The sequence below is a fragment of the Streptomyces sp. ISL-1 genome, assembly GCF_018614585.1.
Taxonomy (GTDB): domain Bacteria; phylum Actinomycetota; class Actinomycetes; order Streptomycetales; family Streptomycetaceae; genus Streptomyces; species Streptomyces maoxianensis.
Window position 1 is genome coordinate 111076 of record NZ_JAGGOI010000034.1, and the last position, 23170, is coordinate 134245.

A 23170-nucleotide genomic window follows, 5' to 3' on the forward strand; every position below is an offset into this window, starting at 1 on the left:
GGCCGGGCTCATGCAAGTGACTCAATGGCCGGGCAGTTCACATCCAGTTGTCGGAACCCGGGTTGCCGCCCGCCGCCAGGGTCGCGAGCCGGTCCACATAGTGCACCCAGCCCTCCCTGTGTGCGGCGCAGGCCTGGGGGGTGGGCAGGCCGCGGTGGACGAGGCGGAGCAGGGTGCCGTCCGGGACCGGTTCGAGGGTGATTTCGACCGTCGTGGAGCCGGGCGGGATGGACATACCGCCCTCGGCCCAGCCCCAGGTGAAGACGAGGCGTTTGGGCGGGTCGATCTCCACGAAACGGCCTTCGGCGACGTTGTCGCCGGTGATGTTCGTCCGGTAGGCACCGCCGGGCTCGAAGCTGAACCGGCCGTCCTTGCCCATCCACGACAGCCACTTGTTCCGGTCGGTGAAGAAGGAGAACACCGTCTCGGGCCGGGCGGCGATGCGCCGTTCCAGGGTGACCACGTCGGTACTCACGGGCTCGTCCCTTCGGACTCTTCGGGCTGCTCGGCTCGTTCCGCCGCTTCCGCCAGCTCGGCGAGCGTGTCCAGTTTGGTGGCCCACATGGACTGCAGATAGTCGGCCAGCGGGCCCATGCCCTCGCGGTCGGCCCGGTAGAAGCGTTTCTTGCCCTCTTGGCGCAGCGTAACGAGGCCGGAGTCCCTGAGCACCTTGAGGTGCTGGGAAACCGCGCCGAACGTGACGTCGAACCGCTCGGCGATCTCGCCCGCGGACAGCTCTCCGTCCCAGACGAGGCGAAGAATCTCGCGACGTCTCGGCTCGGCGACCGCCCGTACCGCATCCATACACCTCATTTTAGCGGCCACTTCAACTTGCCATCGGTGGGGAAGTCATTTTAGTCTCTACTAAAGCAACCGACATAGGAGTACACGTCATGGCGGACATCGCGATGCAGCTGCACATCGAGGCCGACGCGGACACCGTGTACGCGGCGATCTCCACGACTGAGGGCATCAGGGGCTGGTTCACCACGACCGCCACCGCCGACAAGGACGTGGACGGTCTGCACGAGCTGCAGTTCCCGGGCGTGCCGGAGCCGTGGCGGCTGCGCATCACCGAGGCGGAGCCCGGCAAGCGGCTCGTCCTGGCGGCCGAGAACGGCCCCTGGACCGGCACTCTGCAGTCTTACGAGGTCCTCACCCGCCCCGAGGGCGACGTCACTCTGCGTTTCACGCACAGCGGCTTCCCCGCCGTCGACGACGCCTACCGGGACTTCACATACGGCTGGGCAACGAAGTTCGTACAGCTCAAGGCCTATGCCGAGACGGGCAAACCCGCACCCTTCTTCAACAGCTGACCTCCGAGGGAGATGTCATGAACATCGAGCACAGCACGCTGCGCACCGCCATCCGGGAATGCGCCGATGAGGTCGCGGCGACGGCCACCGGCATCCGTACCGAACAGCTCGGCTACCGCACCCCGTGCGAGAAGTACACCGTCGCCGAGCTCCTCGACCACCTGGGCGAGACGCTGTCCTCCTCCGCGCGCGCCGCACGCAAGGAGCAGCAGCCGGCCGAGGCCGATGGATCGGCCACGTCACCGACGGACGTCGCCGAGTCGGCGGACCGAGCCGCGGCGGCCTGGGGCAACCCCGGCGCGTACGAGGGCATCACCGATTTCGGCCCCGGCGAGATGCCGGCCGGCTTCGCGTCCGCCATCACCCTGGAAGAACTCGCCCTGCACGGCTGGGACCTGGCCCGCGCCACCGGGCAGACCTTCGCCATCAGCGAGGACACAGCGCAACTCGCGCTCGGCGCGGTCGAGCAGATCGCGGAGCAGGCCCGGACCAACGGCGCCTATGGCCCCCTCGTCCCCGTATCCGTCGACGCGCCTGCCTTCCAGCGTGCCCTCGGTGCCAGCGGGAGGAATCCTGAGTGGGCCGGATGACCGCCCGGCGAGAGGCGACCGGAAAGGAGATCGAGGGACCGGAATGACGATCGACGAGACAGCGGAGCGGGTGATCCCGCTCCCGCCCGACCGGGTGGCGGGGTACGCCATGGACTGGCGCAACGATCCCGAGTGGACCCAGGGCATCCGCACGGCCGAGCAGACCCGGGAGGCGGATGGAGGCGGCTTCGGCGTCGGCGCCGAGGTTACTCGTACCGCCCACTTCCTCGGCAAACGCATCGACTACGTGCTCCGCGTCGCCGTGTACGAACCTCCACAGCTGCTGGACATGGTCTCCGTGGCGGGGCCCATGCCCATGCACGTCACGTACACCTTCGACCCACACCCACAGGGCACACTCGCGCGCATCCGGGTTCAGGGCGACGCCGGCCGCTACTACCGCCTGGCCGCGCCCATCATGGCAAGAAAAGTCCGTTCCTCGACCGGCAAGGACCTACGCGATCTGGCGCGCAAGCTGCTGGAGCCACCACAATCCGCGGACGCCTGACTGTTGTGGGAGAAGGGCAAGCCGTTCCGGCGCGGTGCACCTTCGGGCGGAAGTGGCGCAAGGCTCGAAGTGGTTCGATCCGACATATGTCACAGCACTGAGGCCAGTTCGGGAACGTCCGGTCCGGCAAATCATTCCCCATGACGTCACCGCTCGTGACGTGGAGTGCTGTTAGAGGTAACGTGCGCCGTACACTTTTCGGCCTGCTGGCTGATATCGCGACCAGGGACTGTGATGCAGGAACCTTCGATGTGGCCCGCTCATGCCCGCGAGGAGATGACGTCAGTCGACTCCAAGGCGTGGCATGTCCCGGACACTCTGGGCGAGGGTGGCAAGGCAGTTGACCGCCACATGGTGCTTCTCGCGGTGTTGCCTGCCGGGCTGGTCACAATCACCGGAGCCGCAGCCGGTGCTCTCTTGTTCACCGCGGGTGTGGGCCACGTCGACAAGGCCGCCTTCTGGGTTCTGCTCACGGGCGAGTTGCTGCTCATCTGCGCGATCCTCATGGGCGCAGGGCTCTTCGCCTCCACCAAGGCCCGGGCCGTCGCGCGCCGCTATACCGAGCTGAGCCTCTTCGCCGCACGCGGCCAGGCCGAACTGGCCAAGCTGCGGCAGCAGATGGAGCGTGGCCAAGAGCTGATAGAGCGTCAGCGGCAGCAGGACAGCCCGTTGCCCGTGCCGACGGGGGATGCGCCGGATCGGCTTGGACACGAGGTCGCATCCGCCCAGCGCGCTGCCGAGGCGACGGCGGTGGATCTCGCGGCACGGTCGCGCGGCGGCGAGCAGTTCGAGGTCTTCGCCAATCTGGCCCGCAGGCTGGAGTCTTTGGTGCACCGCGAGATCGGGCTGCTGGACGACCTGGAGAACGAGGTCGAGAACCCGGACTTGCTCAAGGGTTTGTTCCATGTGGACCACCTGGCTACCCGTATCCGGCGATACGCCGAGAATCTCGCCGTGCTCGGCGGCGCAGTCTCCTACCGCCAGTGGACCCGACCGGTCAGCATGAGCGATGTGCTGCGTTCCGCGGCTGCGGAGATCGAGCAGTATTCGCGGGTCAAGATGGTGCCCCCGGTAGACGGGACGGTGAGCGGGCACGCGGTCGTCGACGTGGTCCACCTGCTGGCGGAGCTGGTGGAGAACGCCACGGTGTTCTCCCCTCCCCAGACCCAGGTGCTGCTGCGTGCCGAGCACGTCACCGCCGGTCTGGCGGTCCAGGTCGAGGACCGTGGCCTGGGCATGACCTCCACCGAGCGGAACCAGACGAATGCCCTGCTCGCTTCCCCTGATGGGATCGCTTTGGGTGAGCGGCTCCAGGACGGTCGGATCGGCCTGTATGTGGTCTCTGTCCTTGCCCGGCGGCACGGCATCGCCGTACAGCTCAAGAGCAATATCTACGGCGGTACAGAGGCTGTGGTGGTGCTGCCGCATGAGCTGCTGGGCCGGCGTCCGGACGTGGTGGAATCACAGCAACAACCGTCGGTCGTCACTCCGTCCGCCCCTCATGGGCACGTCGACGACTCGGCGGAGCAGGCAGTTGTGCGGGACACGCCCATCGCTCCGGGCCCGGTACCGACACTGGTACCCGCACCGGTACCCGCACCCGCACCGGTGGCCGGACCACCATTCGCCCCCGTCGCGTCCCCCGCGCCGGAGGTTGGTCGCCCCGTGCTGCCCAAGCGCCGCCGTCAGGAACACCTCTCCCCGCAACTGCGGCAGCCCTCCCACGCCGCCGCGGCGCCGAAGGAGGTCGAGCACGATCCCGGCCTGATGGCCGCCTTCCAGACCGGCGTCCGCCTGGCCGAAGAAGCCGAGGAAACCGGCACCTCCCCATCACTTGCCGGTCATACCCGACCGGACCCGGCCCCCTAGCAGTTTCACGTCATTGAGGAGAAGTGCGCGATCGTGGTGAGCGAAGATCTTTCTTGGCTGTTGAGCGGCCTTGTACAGCGCGTACCGCATACGCGGAGCGCACTGCTGTTGTCCTCGGACGGTCTGGTGATGGCCTCGGACGGACTGGACAAAGACGCAGCGGATCATCTGGCGGCCCTCTCCAGCGGGCTCTACTCCCTGGCCCGCAGTGCCGGCAAGCGATTTGACGACGGCGGTGATGTGCAGCAGATCGTGACCCAGCTCAGCAGCTCGCTGCTCTTTGTCTCCGCGGCCGGGCAGGGTGCGCTGTTGGCAGTGCTCGCCGGGCGCGAAGCGGATGTGTCGGTGCTGGGCTACGAGATCACCATGATGGTCAAGAGCGTCCGCCCCCACCTGGGGGCCGCTCCCCGTCAGTCGGTCGGGCAGTGACAGATGCCGGACGACTCGGACGATCCGGATGGGCCGTTGTTCGACGATGCCGTCGGGCGGCTGGTCCGGCCGTACACCGTCAGCGACGGACGCACCAGACCCACGTGCCACTTCGACTTGATGACCATGGTGGTGGCCACGGGCACCGTGCTTCGGAGCAACCTCGGACTGGATCACGCACATGTGCTTGAGCTGTGCCGGACGCCGGTCACGGTGGCTGAGATCGCGGGTCACACACGAATGCCCGCAACGGTGATCAAGGTGCTGCTGTCCGACTTGGCGGAGCGTGGCGCGGTCGTCACGCGACCCTTCAACACGGGAAAACAGGGGCCAAATCCTGGCCCCGATCCAGATCTATTGGAGGCGTTGCGCGATGGGCTCCTCAAACGACTCTGAGGCACCCGGTGCAGAGTCACTTCCGATGGGGATCAAGATTCTGGTCGCCGGGGGCTTCGGGGTGGGCAAGACCACCTTTGTGGGATCTGTCAGCGAGATTGAGCCGCTGAGCACGGAAGAGCTGCTGACCGAGGTCAGTGCCGCCACGGACAGGCTGGACGGGGTGGAGAACAAGGCCACCACCACGGTCGCGATGGACTTCGGCCGGATCACCATCAGCCCCCACCACGTGCTCTATTTGTTCGGCACGCCCGGCCAGGAGCGCTTTTGGTTCATGTGGGACGAGATGTCAGCCGGCGCACTCGGTGCCGTAGTGCTCGCCGACACCCGCCGGCTGGACCACAGTTTCGCGGCGGTTGACTTCTTTGAAGCGCGTGGCATCAGATTCCTCGTCGCGGTCAATGAGTTCGACGGGGCGCACCACTATCAGCCGGAAGAGGTACGGGCGGCGCTGGACCTCAAGCCCGAGGTGCCGGTGGTCCTGTGTGATGCCCGCCTGTCCAGATCGGGTATTCGGATTCTACTTTCCCTCGTGCAGCATCTGATCGATTCAAGGGGTTCCCATGGCAGCGACGGTGTACAAATCTCCCTTCGGAGGGGAGATCGCAGTGCGTCATCTGCTTCTCCCTCCGGAGGACCCTGAGGCGCAGGCCCGGGCACTCCGGCTCAGGGAACTGGGGATCGAGGACAAGCCCGTTCCTGAGTTCGACGACTTCGCGCGTGAACTGGCGAAGCGCACCGGGGGGTGCTACGCGGGGGTCAATTTCTTCATCGACGAGAACCGTCAGTACTTCGCGGGCCTGTACAGCGCGGCCTCCGACACCACCGTGGAGCTGGAGTCCCCCCTTCTCGAGGACCCCGTCCCCGGCCGGGTGATGCCTCGTGACTTCGACATTGGTTTCTGCCCGCATGTGGTCAGGCGGCGCAAGGCTCTGGTGCTGGAGGATGTCCGCGACTATCCACGTTATGCCGGGAATCACGTGGTCGATGCGATCGGAATCCACTCCTACCTGGGAGCGCCGCTGATCGACCACACGGGCATGGTGCTGGGCACGATCTGTGTAGTGGACCAGGATCCCCAGCCCTGGGGTCATAAAGGGCTGGAGACCATCAAGACGATGGCGGCCGAACTGGTGGAGCGCATCGAGCGGTCGGAGCACGGCCGGTGAGGGAGCCTGCCTGAGGCGATCGGCCGGAGCTGTAGACCCGCGGCACCGTCCCGTTGTGGAGGGGCGCCAGCCCGTTCGAGCCGGGCCGGGCGGGCCGACACCCGCTCCAGGAGTTCGGTCGCAAGTCTGAACTTGGCCTGCGGAGCGCCCTCGGACGGGCTGTCCTCGTACGTCCGCTTCCGCCGCTGTCCGCCGTCGTTGACGTCAGCGGTGGATGCCAGTCCGCGAAGAGGGCGTGCCACGGCCCCTCCGCTCAGGCAGGCCGCGGCATCGCCGTCCCGCTGCGCAAAGTCCGGAACTGACCGCCGGGGCGGGCTCCTCCGCAGGTGTCTTCCCGGAGCTGCCTGGTGATCAACTTGTCACGAACTCGCGGTGAAGCGGACAGACCAGGCGTAGCCGCTCAAGGTGTCGTGCGGCACCCGCCGGACTTCCGTGACCCGGCAACCGTCGTGTGCATACTTGCGGGCGAACCGGTCGAGGCGCTGCGCGTCGGTGAGATCCTCCATGGACAGCGGTGCTCCGACGACGAGGTCTTCGTGAAGGACTGTGTCCGGCGCGGCATCGTCTGAGCAGGCCGAGCAATGATGCGTTTTGGGTAGGGGCATACGACCAGTGTCCCTCCTCACCTGGATTCCCTGGACGTTCACAGCACGAATGCCGCGCTGCAGAGCGCCTTGGCCAAGGGCTGACGTGTCCCCCGGCGGGATTGTGGGCCATGGTTGTGCTGCGGGCCTGGACCCGCCAAAGGTCGCTTCTACGACCTGCGCCACACCGGGCGCACCCTGTCGACGCAGTCCGGCACGCGCTGAAAACGCGATGGTCCGCGTCCGCCAGTCCGGAGAAGGCCGCGATGAGGACGAGGGAGAGGGCTCTGCCCCGCAATGCAACGAGCTGGGGCCCGCACCTCACGGTGCGGGCCCCAGCTGCGTACTATGCGTCAGCGTCAGGCGGGAACGATGTTCTCGGCCGTCGGGCCCTTCTGACCCTGCGCGATGTCGAAGTTCACCTTCTGGCCTTCCTGCAGCTCACGGAAGCCCTGGGCGGCGATGTTCGAGTAGTGGGCGAACACGTCCGGGCCGCCACCGTCCTGCTCGATGAAGCCGAAGCCCTTTTCAGCGTTGAACCACTTCACGGTGCCAGATGCCATGTCAAATCTCCTTCGGGGCAGTGCCCGGAGTCCGCACTTTGCCGACTCCGTGTCGCTTTAATGATTGCCCCGCCCGGAAAATGACCGGAAATACAAAAGTGCTCCCACCTGGAATGAACAACAGGTAGGGGCACTTGGAGTTTTGGGAACCACAACTGCAACTGGGATCGAGAGTACCACGGTGAGATCGGACCTTGCGCTGGTGGATAATTCAGCCGGCCTGCTGGTGAGATAGCCTCACCGCGCGTTGCGTCGATTTCTCACCTCGCGGCCACAGATATTGGCTCGTCCTTGACGAAGTGTTTCCGCGAGGGGGCCGCCCGTCAGTGCTGTGAAGAGGCGCGCCGCCGACCGCACCGTCACCGCCGGGCCCGCAAGAACGCCGTCGACCGGCGCAGGCTCGCCGGCCGGATCGCCGGCCCACACCGACCGCCCCGGCCCGCACCCCTCTCGGCCGCCTCGATCAGGCTCTCGCCGGTCGCCGGCGGACGGGATGCCGCTGTTGCGGTCGTCAGATGATCCTCACCGCGGCCACACCTCTCCCTGCTCCTGGGCATGAACGTGTTGGCGCAGCGCCACCCGGGCGGCAGGAGACCGGCCGCGGCCTGTGGACCAGAACGGATGCCAGAACACCTCGACGGACAGTCGCAGCAGTCGGCGACGCAGAACCGTGGTGTTGCCGGGCCGGGGCGCGGCGAGCGCCGCGTACGTTCGGTTCCAGTCGTGCTGCGCCCGCACCAGGTCGTGAGGAAACATCGTTCGCACCATGACTAAATTAAAACATGTGTTCGATTCCTGATCCACGTCCGCCACGGCGGAGCGCCAAACGACGCTGCCCGCCTCCGGGTGCACGGAGCAGCACCCAAGCTGCGGTCATGGAGAGGTGCACCACCAACAAGAGCCCCATTGCTGCGTACGGCAGCCCGCCCCCCGGAAGCGTGGCTGGTCACCGCCAGACACGGGCTACAAGGGCAGCCTCGAGCAGGCCCTGTCAGCCATAGAGGAGCAAGCCCCCGGGCGGGGCGCCAATGCGATCGTCGGTCTTCGCATTGCTGTGGCGCAGTCTGAGACTGGCCAGGGCTTCGGACGAAGCTTCGTCGTCTACCGCGGTGAAGTAGTTCTGATCCGGGGGTCGGTCATGGCTCGGGCGGCGGGGCGCCCCCGCGCCCCCCGCCGGACGGGCACGGGTCTGGCACGCTGCCCCCTGCTGGGCGAGTGGCGATAAAGGGCGGGTCACGTCGCTACCTGGACGAGCTCGCGTTCCGCGATGCTCTCCGGGCCGATCCGGGCTTGGCTGCACGTTACGCAGCTCTCAAGCGTGACCTCGCTGCCCGGTTCCGCAGCGACCGCGAGGCGTACACGGAACACAAGGCACCTTTCGTGAAAGGGGTCCTTGCGACCTTCAGCGATCGCACTTGATCAGGTGCCTTGCAGGTGTCGATCGGGCTGCTGTTCACACTGAGTGGGCCCTGACCTGCGGGACGCCGACATTGGGCCCTGCTGGCTGTGGGAGCGCGACTCGTCGGATCAAGCTCCCTGGCACAGAACCGAATCGACGAGGAGTTGCTCGATCGCCGGCGCCTACGCGGGTTTGTACCGGGCCCGGTTCCTCCCCACTTCCGCAGCTAGGAGCGGCGGGTCATGTCGGCGGGGCTCAACAGGTCAGCTTTTCCCCGGTGTTGTCGTGCCCTGCTTGTGGCGGAGAAGGGCGGAGGTGAGGGCGCAGGCGAGCGCGAGCAGTAGCAGGACGGCGACGGTCGGGTTGATGTAGTCGGGGATGACGATGGAGTAGTCGCGGCCGTCCGATGCCTCGCATACGAGCCGCAGCGGGATGAAGTCGCCTCTGAGGCCGACCAGGGTCGGTGTTCCCTCGGGGCGCTGCCGCTCGCACTCCTCGGCCTGTTCCTGGTCCTCGAGAAAGAGGACGTGGAGGCACCCCCACAGATAAAGGGCGAGCCCCACGGCGGCCGTCACCAGGGAGACGTCCCGCCATACGGCGAACGGGGTGTACCGCCGACGGGCCTGTCGTGTGAACCGTGAGCACAGGTACACGGTGAGGCCCAGCACGGTCGCCGCACCGGCGACCAGGACGGAGAACAGCGCTGCGAAGTTGTGCCCTTGCCAAGGGTCGGATGCCATGATCACGACCTGTCAGGAATCGCGGACGATGCCGTTGCACTTCTCGTCGTAGACGGCGAGCAACAAAGGGTCGTCGTCTACGGGAATGAGTCGCCGCAAGGACTCGATGTCCGTGCGGGGGTTGACCATCAGGCGTTTCGATTCGTACCAATGAGCGAGATTGCCCAACGCTACGTCCATGACGACACCGTAACGTAGGGGGTGGGCCCCTGGTTCGGAGTGCACGGTGGCTGGCCAGGACCGCTATCGACCAGGGCTGATCCGTGCTGGGTGGGTATGCTCCCCGGCAGTCCCTGTGAGGCCCCGCCGTGACGGTCACACCTCGGGCACAGCTACAGGAGCTTGGGGATCAAAGGCATCGCAAGCCGCGACAACGCTCGCGACGGCCGTGACTTAGAGCCGCCAGTAGCGTCCTTCGACTGCCACAGATGGCCCTGCGGGAGCCGGGCCGACGCTGCCCCAAGTCGACCTGGCAAGATTCGCCCCCACTGGTCCGGCATGCGAGGGGTGGGGATGGAAGAGCGCCTTGATCCTGTTCAGATCATCGCCCTGCCGAGCGACAATGTCACGGAGGATCAAGTGCAGGCGCTTGGCGTCTGGATGCACTACGCGCGCAAGGCCGGTTGGCATGTGGAGGGGCTGAGCGACTCCGTTGATCGGTCAGCGGGTGAGTGTGGTGTCGTTGAGATCGAGGGGTTGCGCTATCTGGTCCGTGTCGGACCTCGGGGCCGTGGCCGGGCGATCATCGCCCCCGATGAGCACATCGGAGCTTGCGTTGCCGACGCTGTGCTGAATCGTCGAGCCGTGACTTCCCACTCGGTATTCGTCAGCACTGTCTGGGCTGAGCCGATCCTGTCTTGAGGCAGTTGGTCGGGATAGCCCTCGGGCAGGGACCGACAGGGTCGAAAACCGTCGTGGCAGCGATGTCGCCGTGGGTTCAAGTCCCGTCTCCACCACAGACGAATGGCCCCTGATCAGGCAACTCGGTCAGGGGCCGTTCGCATGTCCGGCCACGTGATCGACCGGTGTTTCCCGTGATTTCCCGCTCGTTTCCGGCGTCACGGTGGCAGCCACTCAGAGAACGCGGACCTTCGGGGTGTAGAGGATCCACTTGCCGCCCATCGCGCGGAACTCCCGCTCCTTGGACATGATTTCCTCCGCGTGGTTCCAGGCGAGGAGCAGCGCGTAGTCCGGGTAGGGCTCGCTGAAGGCCTCCGAGGGCTGAATCGGGATGTGGGAACCGGGGGTGAGGCGGCCCTGTTTGGCGGGGGTGGTGTCGTAGACGACGGAGACCAGTTCGGGGCCGATGCCGCAGTAGTTGGCGACGGTGGCGCTCTTGGCCGTGGCGCCGTACGCGACGACCCGGTGGCCCTCCGCGCGCAACTGGGTGAGCAGGGCGGTCAGGTCGTCGCGGGTGCGCCGGACCTCGGCGGCGAAGCGCTCCAGCGTGGCCGGCGCGGCGAGGGCCTTGCTGTCTTCGTCGGCCAGCAACGCGGCCACTGCCGCCGTGGGCACGCGGGCGCCCGGGCGCGCGAGGGTGTAGCGGACCTCGCCGCCGTGCACGGGCAGTCGGACGACGTCCACCAGCTCGAGGCCGTAGCGGCGGGCCATGGTCTGCACCGACCGGGCCGTGAAGAAGTAGAAGTGCTCGTCATAGATCTGGTCGAACGATGTGCGCTCGACGATGTCGCCGAGGTAGGGGTCTTCGAAGACGAATGCCCCGTCCGGCTTCAGCAGGGCGTCCAGTCCGCGGAAGATCGAGTCGAGGTACGGGATGTGGCAGAGGGTGTTGGCGGCGTAGACGACATCCGCCCGGCCCTCGGTGGCGGCGATGTCGAGCGCCGTCGCCTCCTCGAAGAATGCGGTACGGACCCGGACACCCTTGGCCCGCGCCTGGTCGGCAACGCCTTGCGACGGGTCCACGCCCAGATGGCGCACCCCGGCGTCGCTGACGGTCGCCAGCATGACGCCGTCGTTGCAGCCGATCTCGACGACGAACGGATCAGTCCCCGTGGCCTCGGTGGCGAGCAACTGCCGCGCCGTGTTCTCGAAGTGCTCCCGCATCACCGAGGAGCCCGAGGAGTGGTACGGGTAGTCACGGCGGAACATCCTCTCGCGAGGGACTTCCTCCATCAGCTGCACCATCGTGCAGGAACCGCACCGGCCGACCGCGAGCCGGAAGAAGAACTCACCGTCGGTCTCCCCGGGTCTCGGGAAGGCATCGGAGTTGGGCTGCGCCCCCAGGTCGAGGAACTCGGTCAGAGGTCCTGCGCAGATACGGCAGTCGGTCATCAGTTCTCCTGAGAGTGTGCGAAGCGCGGGAGCATGCCCTGGTCGGCTGCCTCCGCGAGGGTGATCGCCAGCCGGTCCCGTTCCGAGAGGACCGGCGTGATGTCCCGGGGAATGGGCAGTCCGAGCTCCGGATCCAGGACGGATACGGCGAGTTCGTGCTCCGCGACGTAACCGGCCGACATGAGATAGGACATGACCGTGTCGTCCTCGAGGGCCACGAAGGCGTGGCCCACGCCCGCGGGGAGATACACCGCGCGGAAGCTCCGCTCGTCCAGCACCACGTAGTCCCAGGTTCCGAACGACGGTGAACCGATGCGCAGGTCCACTACGAAGTCCAGGGCCGAGCCGCGCGGGCAGTGGACGTATTTCTCGGTGCCCGGTGCCACGGCGGTGAAGTGCACGCCCCGTACCACTCCTCGGCGGGAGACGCTCTGACTGGCCTGCCGCACCGGGAAGAGCGGCCTGCCGAGAGTTTCGGTGAAGGCCTTCTCCTGGAAGGTGGATACGAACAGGCCCCGGTCGTCGGGGTAGCGGGTGGGGCTGAATTCCACCGCGCCGAGTACGGCGAGTTCGCGAGCCTTCATGACAGCTCCGCCAGTACGTCCCGCAGGGCGCTGATCACAGTGTCCTGCACCTCGCGCGGCAGTGAGGGGTACATCGGCAGGGAGAAGATCTCACCGGCGAGGGCTTCCGTGACCGGAAGCGCTCCGCGGGAGTAGCCGAGGTGGGCGAAGCCGGACATGGTGTGCACAGGCCACGGATAGCTGATGTTGAGGGAGATGCCGCGGGACTTCAGTGCCTCGATGATGGTGTCCCGCTCGGGGTGGCGGACTACGTAGACGTAGTACACGTGCTCATTGCCCGGCGTAGTGCGGGGGAGCACCAGGCCGGTGTCGTCGAGGCCCTCCGCATAGCGCCGGGCGACGGCGCGACGGCCCTCGATGTAGGAGTCGAGCCGGCCGAGTTTGCGGCGCAGGATCTCGGCCTGGAGTTCATCGAGCCGGCTGTTGTGCCCGGGCGTCTCGACGACGTAGTACCGCTCCTCCATGCCGTAGTACCGCAGACGGCACAGTCGGCGGGCCACGTCCTCATCAGAGGTGATCACCGCGCCACCGTCGCCGTAGGCCCCGAGTACCTTCGTCGGATAGAAGGAGTACGCGGCCGCGTCGCCGAAGGTGCCCGCCTGACGGCCGTGCCGGCGAGCGCCGTGAGCCTGGGCGCAGTCCTCGAGAAGGGCCAGACCGTGCGTTGCGGCGAGGCCCTTGAGTGCGTCCATGTCGGCGCACTGGCCATAGAGATGGACCGGGAGCAGGCAGCGTGTCCGGTCGGTGATCGCTGCGGCGACCTGGTCCGTGTCCATGAGGAAGTCCTCCTCGCGCACATCGACGAAGACCGGGGTTGCACCGACCGCGTCGATCGCCACCACGGTGGGCGCGGCCGTGTTCGAGACGGTGATCACCTCGTCACCCGGGCCGACTCCCAGGGCCTGGAGGGCGAGCTTGATCGCGTTGGTGCCGTTGTCCAGGCCCACGCAGTGCCGGGCTCCGTGGAAGTCCGCGAACTCCCTCTCGAAGCCGTGCACACTCTTGCCGAGCACGAGTCGACCGGAGCTGAACACCGTCTCAACCGCGTCGAGGATGTCTGCGCGCTCGGTCTCGTACTCCCGCAGGTAGTCCCAGACGAAGGTGGTCATACAAGGTCCTTTCCATGTGCGCCGGTCAGCGCGGTGACGGTACGGTCCAGGGCCTCGCACAGGGGGACCTGCGGGGCCCAGCCCGTCACCGAGCGGAACGGCGCGGAATCGACGGTGACGTTCCGGAAGTCGGCGGCCGACGAGTAGGCGGGCGGTTCGACCCGGTGCACCGGGACGGGGGGCGTGCCGGTGCGGTCCGACACGGTGGCGGCGATGGCGCGGAAGACCTCGCCGAGCGGTGTGCTGCGGCCGTTGCCCACGAGCCAGTGGCGCCCGGCGAGAGCGGAAGCGTGGTCGAGCGCGGCCGTGAAGGCCGCGGCCGCGTCCTGGATGTACAGCAGATCGCGCCGCACCGTGCCGTCGTGCCACATCGTGATCGGCGCGCCCGCCACGGCGCGCCTGGCCATCGCCGATACGACGCCGCGGTCGGCGGCGGTGGGCGTCGGGCCCGGGCCGAACACGGTGGACAGCCGCAGGGCGCCGGCCCGCAGCACACCCTCCGCGGTGGCTTCGCTGAGGGCCCGCTCCGCGGCGAGCTTCTGCCGCTCGTAGGCGGTGGCGGGCTCCCCATCGGCAGAGGCGGTCGCGGTGCTCGCGAACAGAACCACCGGCGGCGGGCCCGCGGTGCGCGCCTGCCGCAGGGCGTCGACGAGATCGTGGACCAGGCCGGTGTTCAGCCGCTCGCCCACCGGGTCGCCGTCCGTCGTTCGCCAGGTCCCTGTGCCGCCGATGTGCGCGACGAGGTGGATCACCGCGTCCGAGCCGGCCACTGCCTCCGCCAGGACGCCGGGCCGGGTGAGGTCGGCGGTGCGGTGCTCGATGGCGGCCGTGGTGCGGCCGGCGTCGGCCACGGCGGCCGGTCGGCGGGCCACGGTCCGCAGCCGGACGGGGCGGTGGGAGAGAGCCGCGACGACGGCGGAGCCGATGAAACCCGAGGCGCCGAGCACGGTGATCAGTGGGCGGTTCACCATGCCGTGGTCTCGATCGGATGCGTCAGGCTGTGCAGGCAGGCCAGCAGGCTGCGGGTCTGCATGTTCACGTAGCGGCTGTGGCCCAGTAGTTCCTGCAGTTGACGGAGTGTCAGCCAACGGAAGTCCGGGTGCTCCGGGCGCTCGGCCCGCTCGTCGAGCTCGACGATGAGATGGCGGCTGCGGGAGTGGTGGAAGCGGCCCCCCTCGTCGGAAAGGGTCGTGTCGAATCTGATCGACCGGGGTCCGGCGCCCAGCACTGCGTCCAGGAACGGCGGGCGAGCGGCCGCAGGCAGCACCTCGTAGTTCCCGGGAGTGCACTGCACGGTCGGCGCCAGTTCGGCCACATCCGCGCATCCCGGCTCCGCCCGCAACTGGGCCAGTACATGCGGTATGCCGTCGATGCGCGTCATCAGGAACGCCACAACCCCGGTCCCCCGCGGGGCGATCATCGGCTGACTCCAGCGGCTGACCTCGCGGCCGGCGGCCTCCACCCGCACCCCGATGACGTCGAAGAACCTGCCGCTCTCGTGCGAGATTCCCTCGGCGTCGCGCCGCCAGCCGGCGAGCAGGTGGAGCGGCTGCCGTTCGACCCTCATCCCGGAGCGGGCCCGGAAGTGGGAGATCCAGTCGAGGAGTTCGCCGGTCGTGTGCAGCGAGGCCTCTTCCGTGGTCGCCGCGCGCGGCAGACAGGAGAGCACGGAGCGGGTGTCCATGTTCACCAGGTCGTCGACGCGGAGCAGCTGCCGGAGTTCGGTGAAAGTCAGCCAGCGGAAGCCGGGCACCGCCTCGACGTCTTCGGTGACCTCCACGACCATGTTCCGGTTGCGTTTGCGCAAGAACCACGAGCCGTGTTCGGACTGCCGTACGTCCGTGATGACCCGGTGCCGGGCGGCGCCGTCCCGGAAGTGGTCGAGATAGGGGACCGGGGCGCCGCGGTGCACCCCGGTGTAGTTGCTGCGGGTGGCCTGAACCGTGGGGGAGATCTGGAGCCCGCCCCAGTTGCCCGGCTCGGGCTTGAGCTGCATCAGGCAGTGCGGTACGCCGTTGAACCGCTTGACCAGGATGCCGAGCATCCCGATCTCCGGCTGATGGATAATCGGCTGCTGCCAGTGGGGTATCGCATGCCCCGGCAACCTGACGTCCAGCCCTTCGACGGAGAAGAAGCGGCCGCTGCGGTGCCGGATGGCGCCGTCCGCGGCGTCGGTGTCCCAGTCGGCCAGGGCGTCCAGTGGTACCCGCTCGACCCGGGTGTACATACGGTCCCGGGCGTCGTCGACCCAGCACAGCAGCTCGGCCAGGTCCGCCCGGTCCGCGTCCACGCCGACGCTCACCGCAGCACGCTCCCGTGGGGTAGCACGTCCTCGAGGAAGGCCATCTGGTGGTGCATGGTGGCCCGGAACAGCCGGGCATAGCGCTCCGCGTGCTCCGCGGTCATGGTCGACAGCGGTACGCACAACGAGACATGCGTGTCGCGCGCGACGATGGCCAGGCCCTTCCACACTGTTCCGTTCTCGCTCAGCTGTGACTCAACCGCGGCCGCGAGCGCCCCCGTTCCGCCCCGCCAGCCGCGTGGCAGGACCAGCTCGCCCCGCTCGGCCAGCGCTCCGTACCAGGCCAGCAGGTCCTTCTCGCAGGCCAGTAGTTCCCGCTCCTGGAGCCGGGAGTCGGACAGTGCCCGGTAGGCGGCGCGGGCGGTACGCACGTCGTCGAACCGGGCGATCTCATGGCGGAATTCACGCGCCAGGCCGTGGGTCCGGGTGCCGGGATCGTCCAGCAGCGTGACCGTGCGGTCGAGGAGGGTCGTGCAGCGCTCGCCCGCGTCGGCGAAGCGCAGCCACAGATCCCAGTCCTCCAGGCCCACCGGTGACTCCCGCCAGCCGCCCACCTTCTCGGCCAGTCCGGCGGCGTGTCCGGCGCAGGAATTCTCGAACAGAGGGCTCATCAGCTGGATTTCCGGATGCCAGCACATGGACAAGGGATGGGCCGTGGCAATCACCGCCCCCGCGGCATTCACCTTGCGGGCCCGGGTTGCCACGAACCGTGCGCCGTCGTCGAAGGCTTCCCACAGCCGGAGCAAATGGTCCGGTTCCCAGTGGTCGTCGTGGTCCAGGTAGGCGATGAACTCGCCCTCGGCTTCACGCAGCGCAATATTGGTCGGCCCGGACTGGGAGCCGAAACGCTCGGTGCGCAGGAGTCGAATGCGGCGGTCCCGCGCTGCCAGCGAGGAGACCACCGCATCCGTGTCGTCGTCGCTCGCGTCGGACACCACAAGCATTTCCCAGTCGCGCATTGTCTGTGCCCGCACGGATTCCAGCGTGGACAGGATGGCTTTGCTTCGGTTGTAGGTGGGGCATATCACGCTGAGGCGTGGCGGCATGGGGTTGTGGCCTTTCCAAGGTCCGGTGCGTCGGAGTATGGGCGACAGTGGCCTTCTGGTTCAAGGTGAATGTGTGCCGAGGCGGGCCGCCGGCTCAGGGAGAGGGCCTTTCCCCGTCCCGGGACGGGGAGAGACTGTTCTCCTGGCGGGGGTGCGCAAGCCGCTGAGCGAATACATTTGCTGTTGTCCGGCCGGTTCGGCGGGAACCCGCACAGGGTTTCCGGTCCTCTGATCCGCCGCGACGCTGTCGGGGGAAGAATTCGATACGCCTCTTTTTTTGGGGGGCGTGATTCGACGTCGGAGTGACAAATGACCGCGTATTCGGTGCTCATGCCGTTTCTGCCGCGCAGGCCGGAACAGTTGTTGCCGTACGCCGCCCTGGTCGAATGGACCGGTGCGGACCGGCTGTGGCAGGGGCAGGCGATGCTGGTCGAGCCGTTCCAGGGGTTTGCCTCGACGGCCGGCGCCGGTTTCCGGGTGCCGACCGGTCTCGGTGTCACGCTGATGCCGCTGCGCCACCCGTACGAAGCCGCCCACCAGGTGAGGTCGTTGGCTCTGGCCACGGGTGAGTCGGTGATCGCGGGCTTCGGACCGGGCGGCAGGTCGTTCCAGCAGAGTCTGCTCGGCACGCCGTACGCCAGCCCGTTGACGGCGGCCCGCGAGTATCTGACGATCGTCCGCGGTCTCCTCTCGGGGAAAACGGTGGATATCCAGGGCGAGTACTTCTCCTGCCATGCCGAGATGGGTCCCGCGATATCGCCGCGGATAGATCTGGGCCTCGGTGTGCTGCGGCCGGGAATGGCTCGGCTGGCTGGCGAGGTCGCCGACGCCGCCATCACCTGGCTGACACCCGCCTCCTATCTGTGCGATACGGTGCTGCCGGCCATGAAGGCGGGCTCGGAAACGGCCGGGCGTACCGTTCCTCGGCTGTCGGCTATCGTTCCTGTGGCGCTGGACAGGCCCGATCGTGAGCCGTCGGACATGGTGATCGCCAGTAATTCTCGGCATATGCAGGCGCCGCATTACATTGACATGCTGAAAAAGGCCGGGATTGACATATCGGGCGATGAGCTTCCGGTAGCGGCGAAACGGATGATCGAAGGTGGCGCCTTCGTGCATGGCGATATCGACCGGATAGTCGAGCAGCTCGCCGCATACCGGGAAGCCGGAGTGGACGAGATCATCCTGAATGTCACCGGGGTGTTCAACGTATACGGCGCGAAGGCGGCCATGGACGACCTCAAGAGCATTCTGGCCGCGGTCGCGTCATGACGATGATGAAAAGGGACAAGGGGGTGGGAAGCATGAGCGGGAACCGAATGTCCGTGGCCAAACGGCACTTGATGTCCTGGGGTGTGGGCCGGGCGCTGCCCGGCCGTGCCCACGGCGCGTACGAGGGCGCCGCGACGGTGGTTGTGGAGAACCCTGAGCACCTGACCACGCTGCTCGGCTCGGATCTGGTCGGACCGCACACGGTGATCTTCTGCCCCGGTGCTCCCGCGGGCGCGGCCACGGACGGCCAGGAGGCCGGCCCTCTTCTCGTCGGCTACGAGGGCTCGTTGAGCGAGCCCGGCGGCGATATGTCCGTCGACGACGACTTCTTTCTCCAGTCCCAGGACTACGCCGTCTCCGCCTACATGTCGGTGATCGGCGCGACCCTGATCCGCGTCACGGAGGAAGCGGACTTCGACGCCTTCCTCGCCGATGCGGACCGGGCGCGTGACGAGGGCGAGTTCACCCCCTTCGTCACCGACCCCGCCGTACAGCTCGCGGATGTCTCCGCGCTGGGAGCGGGCCCGGTCGGGGACGGCCCCCGGACCCGGCTGTACGTCGGGCCGGATGGGGAGCTGTCCACGTCTCCCTGCGGCAGGCGACTGGGTTCGCTGGGCGACGACTTCGCATCCGTCGTGGCCGAGTGGGACCGCGTAAACGCAGGGAGCGCGCATCCCTGCGCGGTCGCCCTCGGCGCGACCGTGTCCGAGGACACCCGCGAAGGGGCGCTTGCAGAACGCCCCTGGATGGGACGGTACTTGGCCGCGCTCGTGGCGGTACGGGAACTGCGTGCCCGGGGCCTGGCCGGCATACGGGTCTCCGGCTTCGGCGGTCGCCTCGTTCCCGCGTCGGCCGACCGGGCTGACGCGGCAGACGCCTGTGCGAGCGAACTGCCGCTGCTGCTGTGGACGGACGAGGCCGCTTACGTGCACAGCCCCGCAGCCGCCAGGACGTTCCAGGTCAGCCACGCGGCAGCCGAGCTTGTGGAGACGCTGCTGGTGAGCGGCCCCCTGGACACCGCCGCCGGCCACGCAGACCGGGACCGGCTGAGTCAGGTGGAGTCCTTCTTCGCCGATGCCGGTGTGCTGCTGTGCGCCCCCGAACTTCTCGGTGCGGGGACGTGAGATCGTGGCCGTCGCCTTGACCCCCCTCAGCATCCCCGGCCGGGCAGGACAGCTGGTGTCCCAGCTCGGTGACCGAGCGGAGCTGCACGATGTGTACGACGAGACCGGCTCGCGGGTCTACCACGACGTCTCCGTGCGGGACACCCATGAGGTGCGCGAGCTGGTCGCGCTGGTCCGCCGTATCCCGGGCGCCGTACTCGAACTCGCCGCCGGTTCCGGCCGGCTGACCATGCCGTTGCTCGCTCTCGGCCGCGAGGTCACCGCGGTGGAACTGTCGGCGGCCATGCTGGAGCTGCTCTCCGAGCGGCTGGCCGAGGCACCCGAACGGCTGCGGGAGCGTTGCGTTCCGGTCCAGGCCGACATGAGCTCCTTCGCGCTGGGCCGCCGCTTCGAGGTGATCGTGCTGGGCACGACCTCGATCTCGCTGCTCGACGAGGAAGGCCGGGCAGGCCTGTACGCGGCGGTGCGCGAACATCTCGCACCGGGCGGCCGGTTCCTGCTCTCCACCGTTGACATCGTGACCCCCGACGACCCCGAGGCCGCAGAGGCGGTGCCGGAGGCCGTGATCGCAGCGGTCGGTGCCGGCGGACGTGCCTACCGGATGCACGACTACTGGCCCGCCGGGGCCGACACCCGCACCGTCACCATTTTTCCCGCCGAGATCGGCGACGAGGGCCCCGTCACGGTGTGCACCACCACCGTCGGCGTACTGCCCGTCGATCAGCTGGGGGCGGAGCTCGGACGCGCCGGTCTGACGGTTCTGTCCGGACACCCGCTGCCCGGCGCCTGGCGCTATCGCGACGTGCTGCTGGAAGTAGGGGTGACGGCATGACAGGCACCGGCACGGGTTCCGGGCGGGCCCTGTGGCCCTCCCTGCTCGGCGAGGCACAGCAGGGCACCGACGAGCTGTGCGCCGTATCGGCGCAGGGCGTACGGGTCCGCTACGCCGACGGCCGTGAGCTGCTGTGCGGCTCAAGTGGCCTGTGGAACACCAACATCGGCTACGGCAACCGGACCATCGCCGACGCGGGGGCCGAGGCGCTTCGCGACGCCTCGTATCTGAGCGTCTTTCGCTACGAGAACGTCTACGCCCGCCGGGCCGCGGCGGCCCTGATCGACGTATGCGGAGCCCGGCACTACCAGCGGGTGCTGTTCTCAACTTCCGGAGGCGCGGCCAACGACCTGGTGATGAAGGTGGCGCGGCACTACCACGCGCTGCGCGGTCAGGACCGGCGCAAGGTCGTGGTGGGCCTGCGCGGTAGTTACCACGGGCTGACATTCGGCGGGTTCGCGCTGACCGGCGACAACCTGGGCCAGCAGGTCTACGGCGTCGACCAGCGGCTGGTCCGGCATGTGGCGCCCAACGAGCCGGCCGAGATCAAGGCGTTGCTGGCCCGCCAGGGCGCGCAGATCGCTGCCGTCGTGGTCGAGCCGGTGCTGGGCTCCGGCGCCGTTCCGCTCACCGAGGAGTACATCGCCGAACTCCTGCGACTGCGTGCCGAGTACGGATTCCTGCTGGTCGCCGACGAGGTGGCCACCGGTTTCGGCCGGACCGGCACCTTCTTCGCCTCTCAGCGGTGGCCCGGGCAGCCGGACCTACTGGTCACGTCGAAGGGTCTGACCAACGGCACCATGCCGGCGGCTGCCGTCGTCGCCTCCCACCAAGTGGCGGACGCCTTCACGGACGCCGGCGCGATGCTCTCCCATGGGGAGACGCAGGCCGGCACTCCCGTCACCTGTGCGGCGATCCTCGCCACCCTCCAGGAGATGCGGCGGTTGAACGCGGTGGCCCAGGGCCGACGGCTGTCGGCTCGTATGGACACCGAACTGGCGCGGCTGACCGCCGAGGAGCCCCGGGTGTCCGGGACGACCGGAATGGGCTGTTTCCGTTCCATCCGCCTGACCACGGCTGACGGCTCGCCGCTGCCTCAGGCCCACGTGCCCGCTCTGGTCACTGCCATCCGCGAGGCGGGTGCCATCGTGCACCCCGGGGTCCAGGGCATCCAGCTGTTCCCCGCGCTGACCTACACCGAGGCCGAGTTGACCGAGCTGCTGGAGTGCGTACGCGCCGGAATCGCGGCGTACACGCAGAGCTCCGCGAAGGCGGAGGCGGCAGCATGAGCCTTGGCTGGCACTGCCCGACGGTGATGATGTACGGCGATGACGGGCTCACCGCCTGGCTCAACACCCAACCCACATGTGACGTCACTCTGCTGCTGGACAGCGGCGTCGCCGACGCGTCGATCGCCGCCTCGGTCCGCGAGCAGATCGTCCGCACCGGTCGGATGGTGCGGACGATCACGGTCACCGGGCCCGCTCGGCTGACCGACATCACCGAGCTGGCCCGGCAGTTGGAGGGCACGGACCTGGTGGTCGCGGTCGGAGGCGGCTCGCTGCTCGACCGGGCCAAGCTGGCCGTGCTGCTGAGGGCGGGCCCCGGAGCCCTGGCCCGGCTCACGGTGCCCCAGCGCAGCGGACTGATCGTGCTGCCGCCTCCGGAGAGCCGGGGGCCCCGTCTGGTCGCCGTGCCCACCACTTTGGGCACGGGGTCCGAACTGAGCGCGGTCGCCTGCCTGGAGTACCAGCAGGGCAAGCGGCTGATCATGGGCAGCGCGCTCAGGCCGGATGCCGCGGTGATCGACCCGGCGGCGACGGCCACGCTGCCGCCGGCGCTCGTCGCGGAAGGCGTGCTGGAGGTGCTGTTCAGAATCTCCGGCCTCTACATCGGTGACCACCGTGATCTGCCCACCGAGGACGCCCTGGCGCAGACGCTCGCGGTCCGGATGGTGGAGCTCGGGCACGAGCTGCGGGCCGTCCGCAGCCGGGGCCTGCCCGCGGACGACCGGCTGCGGACGGAGATCGCCAAGGTGAGCGGCCTCAGCCACGCCGGCTGGGTGGTGCTGGGCCGAGTGCCGTACGCGGGCAAGGGCTGGTACCTCGCCAATGAGCTCTCGACGGGCATGGGCCTGCGGAAGATGACAGCGGTCGCCGCGCTGCTGCCGCCCATGTGGGGAGCCATCGCCGCGGGCGATACGCGGCTCGGCTCGGCACGCCGGCTGGACGGGCTGTGGCGGCGGCTGCGGTCGGCCGCCCTCGACCCGTGGTCCGCGGAGCGGCCCGCGCCACCTCTGCCCGAGGATCCCGCAGCCGGGATCGCGGCACTGATCGACTCCTGGGGGATCGCACGGCGGATCACCGCGGAGCCGGAACAGCTCACCGCCATTGCCCAGCGCACCGTGCGCGCCTGGGGCGCGGGACTGCCGATGCTCGACGGACTGAACACCGCCGACATCGAGGAGCTCCTGGGACGAGCGGTGAACGATTCGACGCCGGTCGGCTGCTGACCGCCGGATCGACCAAGGCTTCCGCACGCGAAGGGTCTCGGCCCGGCGCCTGCGGATGGAGAGAGCACACCACCGGACATGGGGAGAGGGGGGAACAACAGTGCAGAACAACTCTGCCGCGCAGGAGATCGCTCCTGCGCTGGAGCTGGGCATGCAGGAGCTGGAGGCCATGGAGGCCCCGGGCTTCTGGTCCGTGACCGGCTTCGTCAGCGGTGCGGGTGTCAGCGGCGCCGTCACCTACAGCGTCGTCGCGACCGTCATCGCCACCTGATGCACGAGTTCGGGTGACAGCCCGAATTCCCTACGAGCCGAGGAAAGGAGGTGTCGCAATGCAGGAGAACATCAACAAGGACATCACGCCCGCGCTCGAGCTGGGCATGCAGGAGCTGGAGGTCATGGAGGCCCCGGGCTTCTGGTCCAACTTCAAGACCGGTGTCGGTGCTTCGATCGCCGTGAGCGCCGTTTACGGCGGTGTCGCGTCCGCGGTCGCCGTCACCTGATCCCGTCCGCGGAGATCAGCGTGAACCGATGAAC

30 protein-coding genes are annotated in these 23170 nt (G+C 68.2%); 18 read left to right on the plus strand and 12 right to left on the minus strand.

All coding sequences use genetic code 11. From position 1 onward, the window contains the following. Nucleotides 1-37 precede the first annotated feature (37 nt). Entirely contained in the window at nucleotides 38-475 is a 438-nt protein-coding gene (locus J7E87_RS24820) for an SRPBCC domain-containing protein (protein ID WP_215096732.1), read from the minus strand. Further along, on the minus strand, nucleotides 472-804 hold the full coding sequence (locus J7E87_RS24825; RefSeq protein WP_215096733.1) for a helix-turn-helix transcriptional regulator: 333 nt from the start codon (nucleotides 802-804) through the stop codon (nucleotides 472-474). The genes J7E87_RS24820 and J7E87_RS24825 overlap by 4 nt, the downstream gene beginning before the upstream one ends. 89 nt (nucleotides 805-893) lie before the next feature. On the opposite strand from J7E87_RS24825, the gene J7E87_RS24830 reads away from it, so the two are divergent. From J7E87_RS24830 to J7E87_RS24870, 9 genes are all read left to right on the plus strand, one after another. After that, complete coding sequence (locus J7E87_RS24830) at nucleotides 894-1316, plus strand: SRPBCC domain-containing protein (protein WP_215096734.1); 423 nt, start codon at nucleotides 894-896, stop codon at nucleotides 1314-1316. A 17-nt stretch (nucleotides 1317-1333) separates the two neighbouring features. Continuing rightward, nucleotides 1334-1906 (plus strand): TIGR03086 family metal-binding protein, encoded by a 573-nt coding sequence (locus J7E87_RS24835; protein WP_215096735.1) that lies wholly within the window; start codon nucleotides 1334-1336, stop codon nucleotides 1904-1906. 43 nt (nucleotides 1907-1949) lie between these two features. Then, the gene (locus tag J7E87_RS24840; RefSeq protein WP_215096736.1) at nucleotides 1950-2414 is read left to right on the plus strand and encodes an SRPBCC family protein; all 465 of its coding nucleotides are present in this window, start codon (nucleotides 1950-1952) and stop codon (nucleotides 2412-2414) included. A 276-nt stretch (nucleotides 2415-2690) separates the two neighbouring features. After that, nucleotides 2691-4283: a sensor histidine kinase KdpD gene (locus J7E87_RS24845; protein ID WP_251017954.1), complete on the plus strand. Its 1593-nt coding sequence runs from the start codon at nucleotides 2691-2693 to the stop codon at nucleotides 4281-4283. A 33-nt stretch (nucleotides 4284-4316) separates the two neighbouring features. Beyond that, nucleotides 4317-4712, plus strand: coding sequence for a roadblock/LC7 domain-containing protein (locus J7E87_RS24850; RefSeq protein ID WP_215096737.1), 396 nt, complete (start codon nucleotides 4317-4319; stop codon nucleotides 4710-4712). A 3-nt stretch (nucleotides 4713-4715) separates the two neighbouring features. Next, a complete protein-coding gene (locus tag J7E87_RS24855; RefSeq protein ID WP_215096738.1) occupies nucleotides 4716-5108 on the plus strand; it encodes a DUF742 domain-containing protein in 393 nt (130 codons plus the stop codon). Further along, nucleotides 5086-5751 carry an ATP/GTP-binding protein gene (locus J7E87_RS24860; RefSeq protein ID WP_215096739.1) on the plus strand — a complete coding sequence of 222 codons (666 nt, stop codon included), beginning with the start codon at nucleotides 5086-5088 and terminating at the stop codon, nucleotides 5749-5751. The genes J7E87_RS24855 and J7E87_RS24860 overlap by 23 nt, the downstream gene beginning before the upstream one ends. Then, the gene (locus J7E87_RS24865) at nucleotides 5672-6277 is read left to right on the plus strand and encodes a GAF domain-containing protein (RefSeq protein ID WP_215096740.1); all 606 of its coding nucleotides are present in this window, start codon (nucleotides 5672-5674) and stop codon (nucleotides 6275-6277) included. Before J7E87_RS24860 ends, J7E87_RS24865 begins: the two co-directional genes overlap by 80 nt. 410 nt (nucleotides 6278-6687) lie before the next feature. Beyond that, entirely contained in the window at nucleotides 6688-6846 is a 159-nt protein-coding gene (locus tag J7E87_RS24870; protein ID WP_215096741.1) for a hypothetical protein, read from the plus strand. Nucleotides 6847-7220: 374 nt separating this feature from the next. On the opposite strand, the gene J7E87_RS24875 is transcribed toward J7E87_RS24870, so the two are convergent. Together J7E87_RS24875 and J7E87_RS24880 are read right to left on the minus strand one after the other, a co-directional pair. Next, the gene (locus J7E87_RS24875; protein ID WP_030693997.1) at nucleotides 7221-7424 is read right to left on the minus strand and encodes a cold-shock protein; all 204 of its coding nucleotides are present in this window, start codon (nucleotides 7422-7424) and stop codon (nucleotides 7221-7223) included. Nucleotides 7425-7946: 522 nt separating this feature from the next. Beyond that, nucleotides 7947-8180, minus strand: coding sequence for a hypothetical protein (locus tag J7E87_RS24880; protein WP_374195224.1), 234 nt, complete (start codon nucleotides 8178-8180; stop codon nucleotides 7947-7949). A 459-nt stretch (nucleotides 8181-8639) separates the two neighbouring features. Here J7E87_RS24880 and J7E87_RS36220 point away from each other — a divergent pair, with 459 nt between their 5' ends. After that, on the plus strand, nucleotides 8640-8843 hold the full coding sequence (locus tag J7E87_RS36220; RefSeq protein ID WP_215096743.1) for a GrpB family protein: 204 nt from the start codon (nucleotides 8640-8642) through the stop codon (nucleotides 8841-8843). A 243-nt stretch (nucleotides 8844-9086) separates the two neighbouring features. On the opposite strand, the gene J7E87_RS24890 is transcribed toward J7E87_RS36220, so the two are convergent. Beyond that, on the minus strand, nucleotides 9087-9563 hold the full coding sequence (locus tag J7E87_RS24890) for a hypothetical protein (RefSeq protein WP_251017955.1): 477 nt from the start codon (nucleotides 9561-9563) through the stop codon (nucleotides 9087-9089). A 12-nt stretch (nucleotides 9564-9575) separates the two neighbouring features. Beyond that, entirely contained in the window at nucleotides 9576-9743 is a 168-nt protein-coding gene (locus tag J7E87_RS24895) for a hypothetical protein (protein ID WP_215096745.1), read from the minus strand. A 333-nt stretch (nucleotides 9744-10076) separates the two neighbouring features. Here J7E87_RS24895 and J7E87_RS24900 point away from each other — a divergent pair, with 333 nt between their 5' ends. Then, complete coding sequence (locus tag J7E87_RS24900; protein WP_215096746.1) at nucleotides 10077-10424, plus strand: hypothetical protein; 348 nt, start codon at nucleotides 10077-10079, stop codon at nucleotides 10422-10424. A gap of 213 nt (nucleotides 10425-10637) precedes the next feature. On the opposite strand, the gene J7E87_RS24905 is transcribed toward J7E87_RS24900, so the two are convergent. From J7E87_RS24905 to J7E87_RS24930, 6 genes are read right to left on the minus strand one after another with little or no spacing between them, the layout of a single operon-like run. Beyond that, a complete protein-coding gene (locus J7E87_RS24905; protein ID WP_215096747.1) occupies nucleotides 10638-11855 on the minus strand; it encodes a class I SAM-dependent methyltransferase in 1218 nt (405 codons plus the stop codon). Next, nucleotides 11855-12439 (minus strand): dTDP-4-dehydrorhamnose 3,5-epimerase family protein, encoded by a 585-nt coding sequence (locus J7E87_RS24910; RefSeq protein ID WP_215096748.1) that lies wholly within the window; start codon nucleotides 12437-12439, stop codon nucleotides 11855-11857. Before J7E87_RS24910 ends, J7E87_RS24905 begins: the two co-directional genes overlap by 1 nt. Further along, the gene (locus J7E87_RS24915) at nucleotides 12436-13548 is read right to left on the minus strand and encodes a DegT/DnrJ/EryC1/StrS aminotransferase family protein (protein WP_215096749.1); all 1113 of its coding nucleotides are present in this window, start codon (nucleotides 13546-13548) and stop codon (nucleotides 12436-12438) included. Before J7E87_RS24915 ends, J7E87_RS24910 begins: the two co-directional genes overlap by 4 nt. Beyond that, a complete protein-coding gene (locus J7E87_RS24920; protein WP_215096750.1) occupies nucleotides 13545-14519 on the minus strand; it encodes an NAD(P)-dependent oxidoreductase in 975 nt (324 codons plus the stop codon). Before J7E87_RS24920 ends, J7E87_RS24915 begins: the two co-directional genes overlap by 4 nt. Next, a complete protein-coding gene (locus J7E87_RS24925; RefSeq protein WP_308313069.1) occupies nucleotides 14513-15850 on the minus strand; it encodes an NDP-hexose 2,3-dehydratase family protein in 1338 nt (445 codons plus the stop codon). The genes J7E87_RS24920 and J7E87_RS24925 overlap by 7 nt, the downstream gene beginning before the upstream one ends. Further along, complete coding sequence (locus J7E87_RS24930; RefSeq protein WP_215096751.1) at nucleotides 15847-16896, minus strand: glycosyltransferase; 1050 nt, start codon at nucleotides 16894-16896, stop codon at nucleotides 15847-15849. The genes J7E87_RS24925 and J7E87_RS24930 overlap by 4 nt, the downstream gene beginning before the upstream one ends. A gap of 309 nt (nucleotides 16897-17205) precedes the next feature. Between J7E87_RS24930 and J7E87_RS24935 the strand changes: the two genes are divergently transcribed. The 7 genes from J7E87_RS24935 to J7E87_RS24965 all read left to right on the plus strand — a co-directional run bounded on the left by J7E87_RS24935 (nucleotide 17206) and on the right by J7E87_RS24965 (nucleotide 23136). Continuing rightward, nucleotides 17206-18168 (plus strand): LLM class flavin-dependent oxidoreductase, encoded by a 963-nt coding sequence (locus J7E87_RS24935; protein ID WP_215096752.1) that lies wholly within the window; start codon nucleotides 17206-17208, stop codon nucleotides 18166-18168. Nucleotides 18169-18200: 32 nt separating this feature from the next. Next, nucleotides 18201-19292: a daptide biosynthesis RiPP recognition protein gene (mpaB, locus tag J7E87_RS24940; RefSeq protein WP_251017956.1), complete on the plus strand. Its 1092-nt coding sequence runs from the start codon at nucleotides 18201-18203 to the stop codon at nucleotides 19290-19292. Between the two features lie 4 nt (nucleotides 19293-19296). Then, complete coding sequence (gene mpaM, locus J7E87_RS24945) at nucleotides 19297-20124, plus strand: daptide-type RiPP biosynthesis methyltransferase (protein WP_308313070.1); 828 nt, start codon at nucleotides 19297-19299, stop codon at nucleotides 20122-20124. Then, on the plus strand, nucleotides 20121-21413 hold the full coding sequence (gene mpaD, locus J7E87_RS24950; RefSeq protein WP_215096754.1) for a daptide-type RiPP biosynthesis aminotransferase: 1293 nt from the start codon (nucleotides 20121-20123) through the stop codon (nucleotides 21411-21413). Before mpaM ends, mpaD begins: the two co-directional genes overlap by 4 nt. Continuing rightward, nucleotides 21410-22636 (plus strand): daptide-type RiPP biosynthesis dehydogenase, encoded by a 1227-nt coding sequence (mpaC, locus tag J7E87_RS24955; protein ID WP_215096755.1) that lies wholly within the window; start codon nucleotides 21410-21412, stop codon nucleotides 22634-22636. Before mpaD ends, mpaC begins: the two co-directional genes overlap by 4 nt. 100 nt (nucleotides 22637-22736) lie before the next feature. Then, on the plus strand, nucleotides 22737-22907 hold the full coding sequence (locus J7E87_RS24960; protein ID WP_215096858.1) for a daptide-type RiPP: 171 nt from the start codon (nucleotides 22737-22739) through the stop codon (nucleotides 22905-22907). A gap of 58 nt (nucleotides 22908-22965) precedes the next feature. Next, nucleotides 22966-23136 carry a daptide-type RiPP gene (locus tag J7E87_RS24965; RefSeq protein WP_215096756.1) on the plus strand — a complete coding sequence of 57 codons (171 nt, stop codon included), beginning with the start codon at nucleotides 22966-22968 and terminating at the stop codon, nucleotides 23134-23136. The last annotated feature ends 34 nt before the right edge of the window (nucleotides 23137-23170 follow it).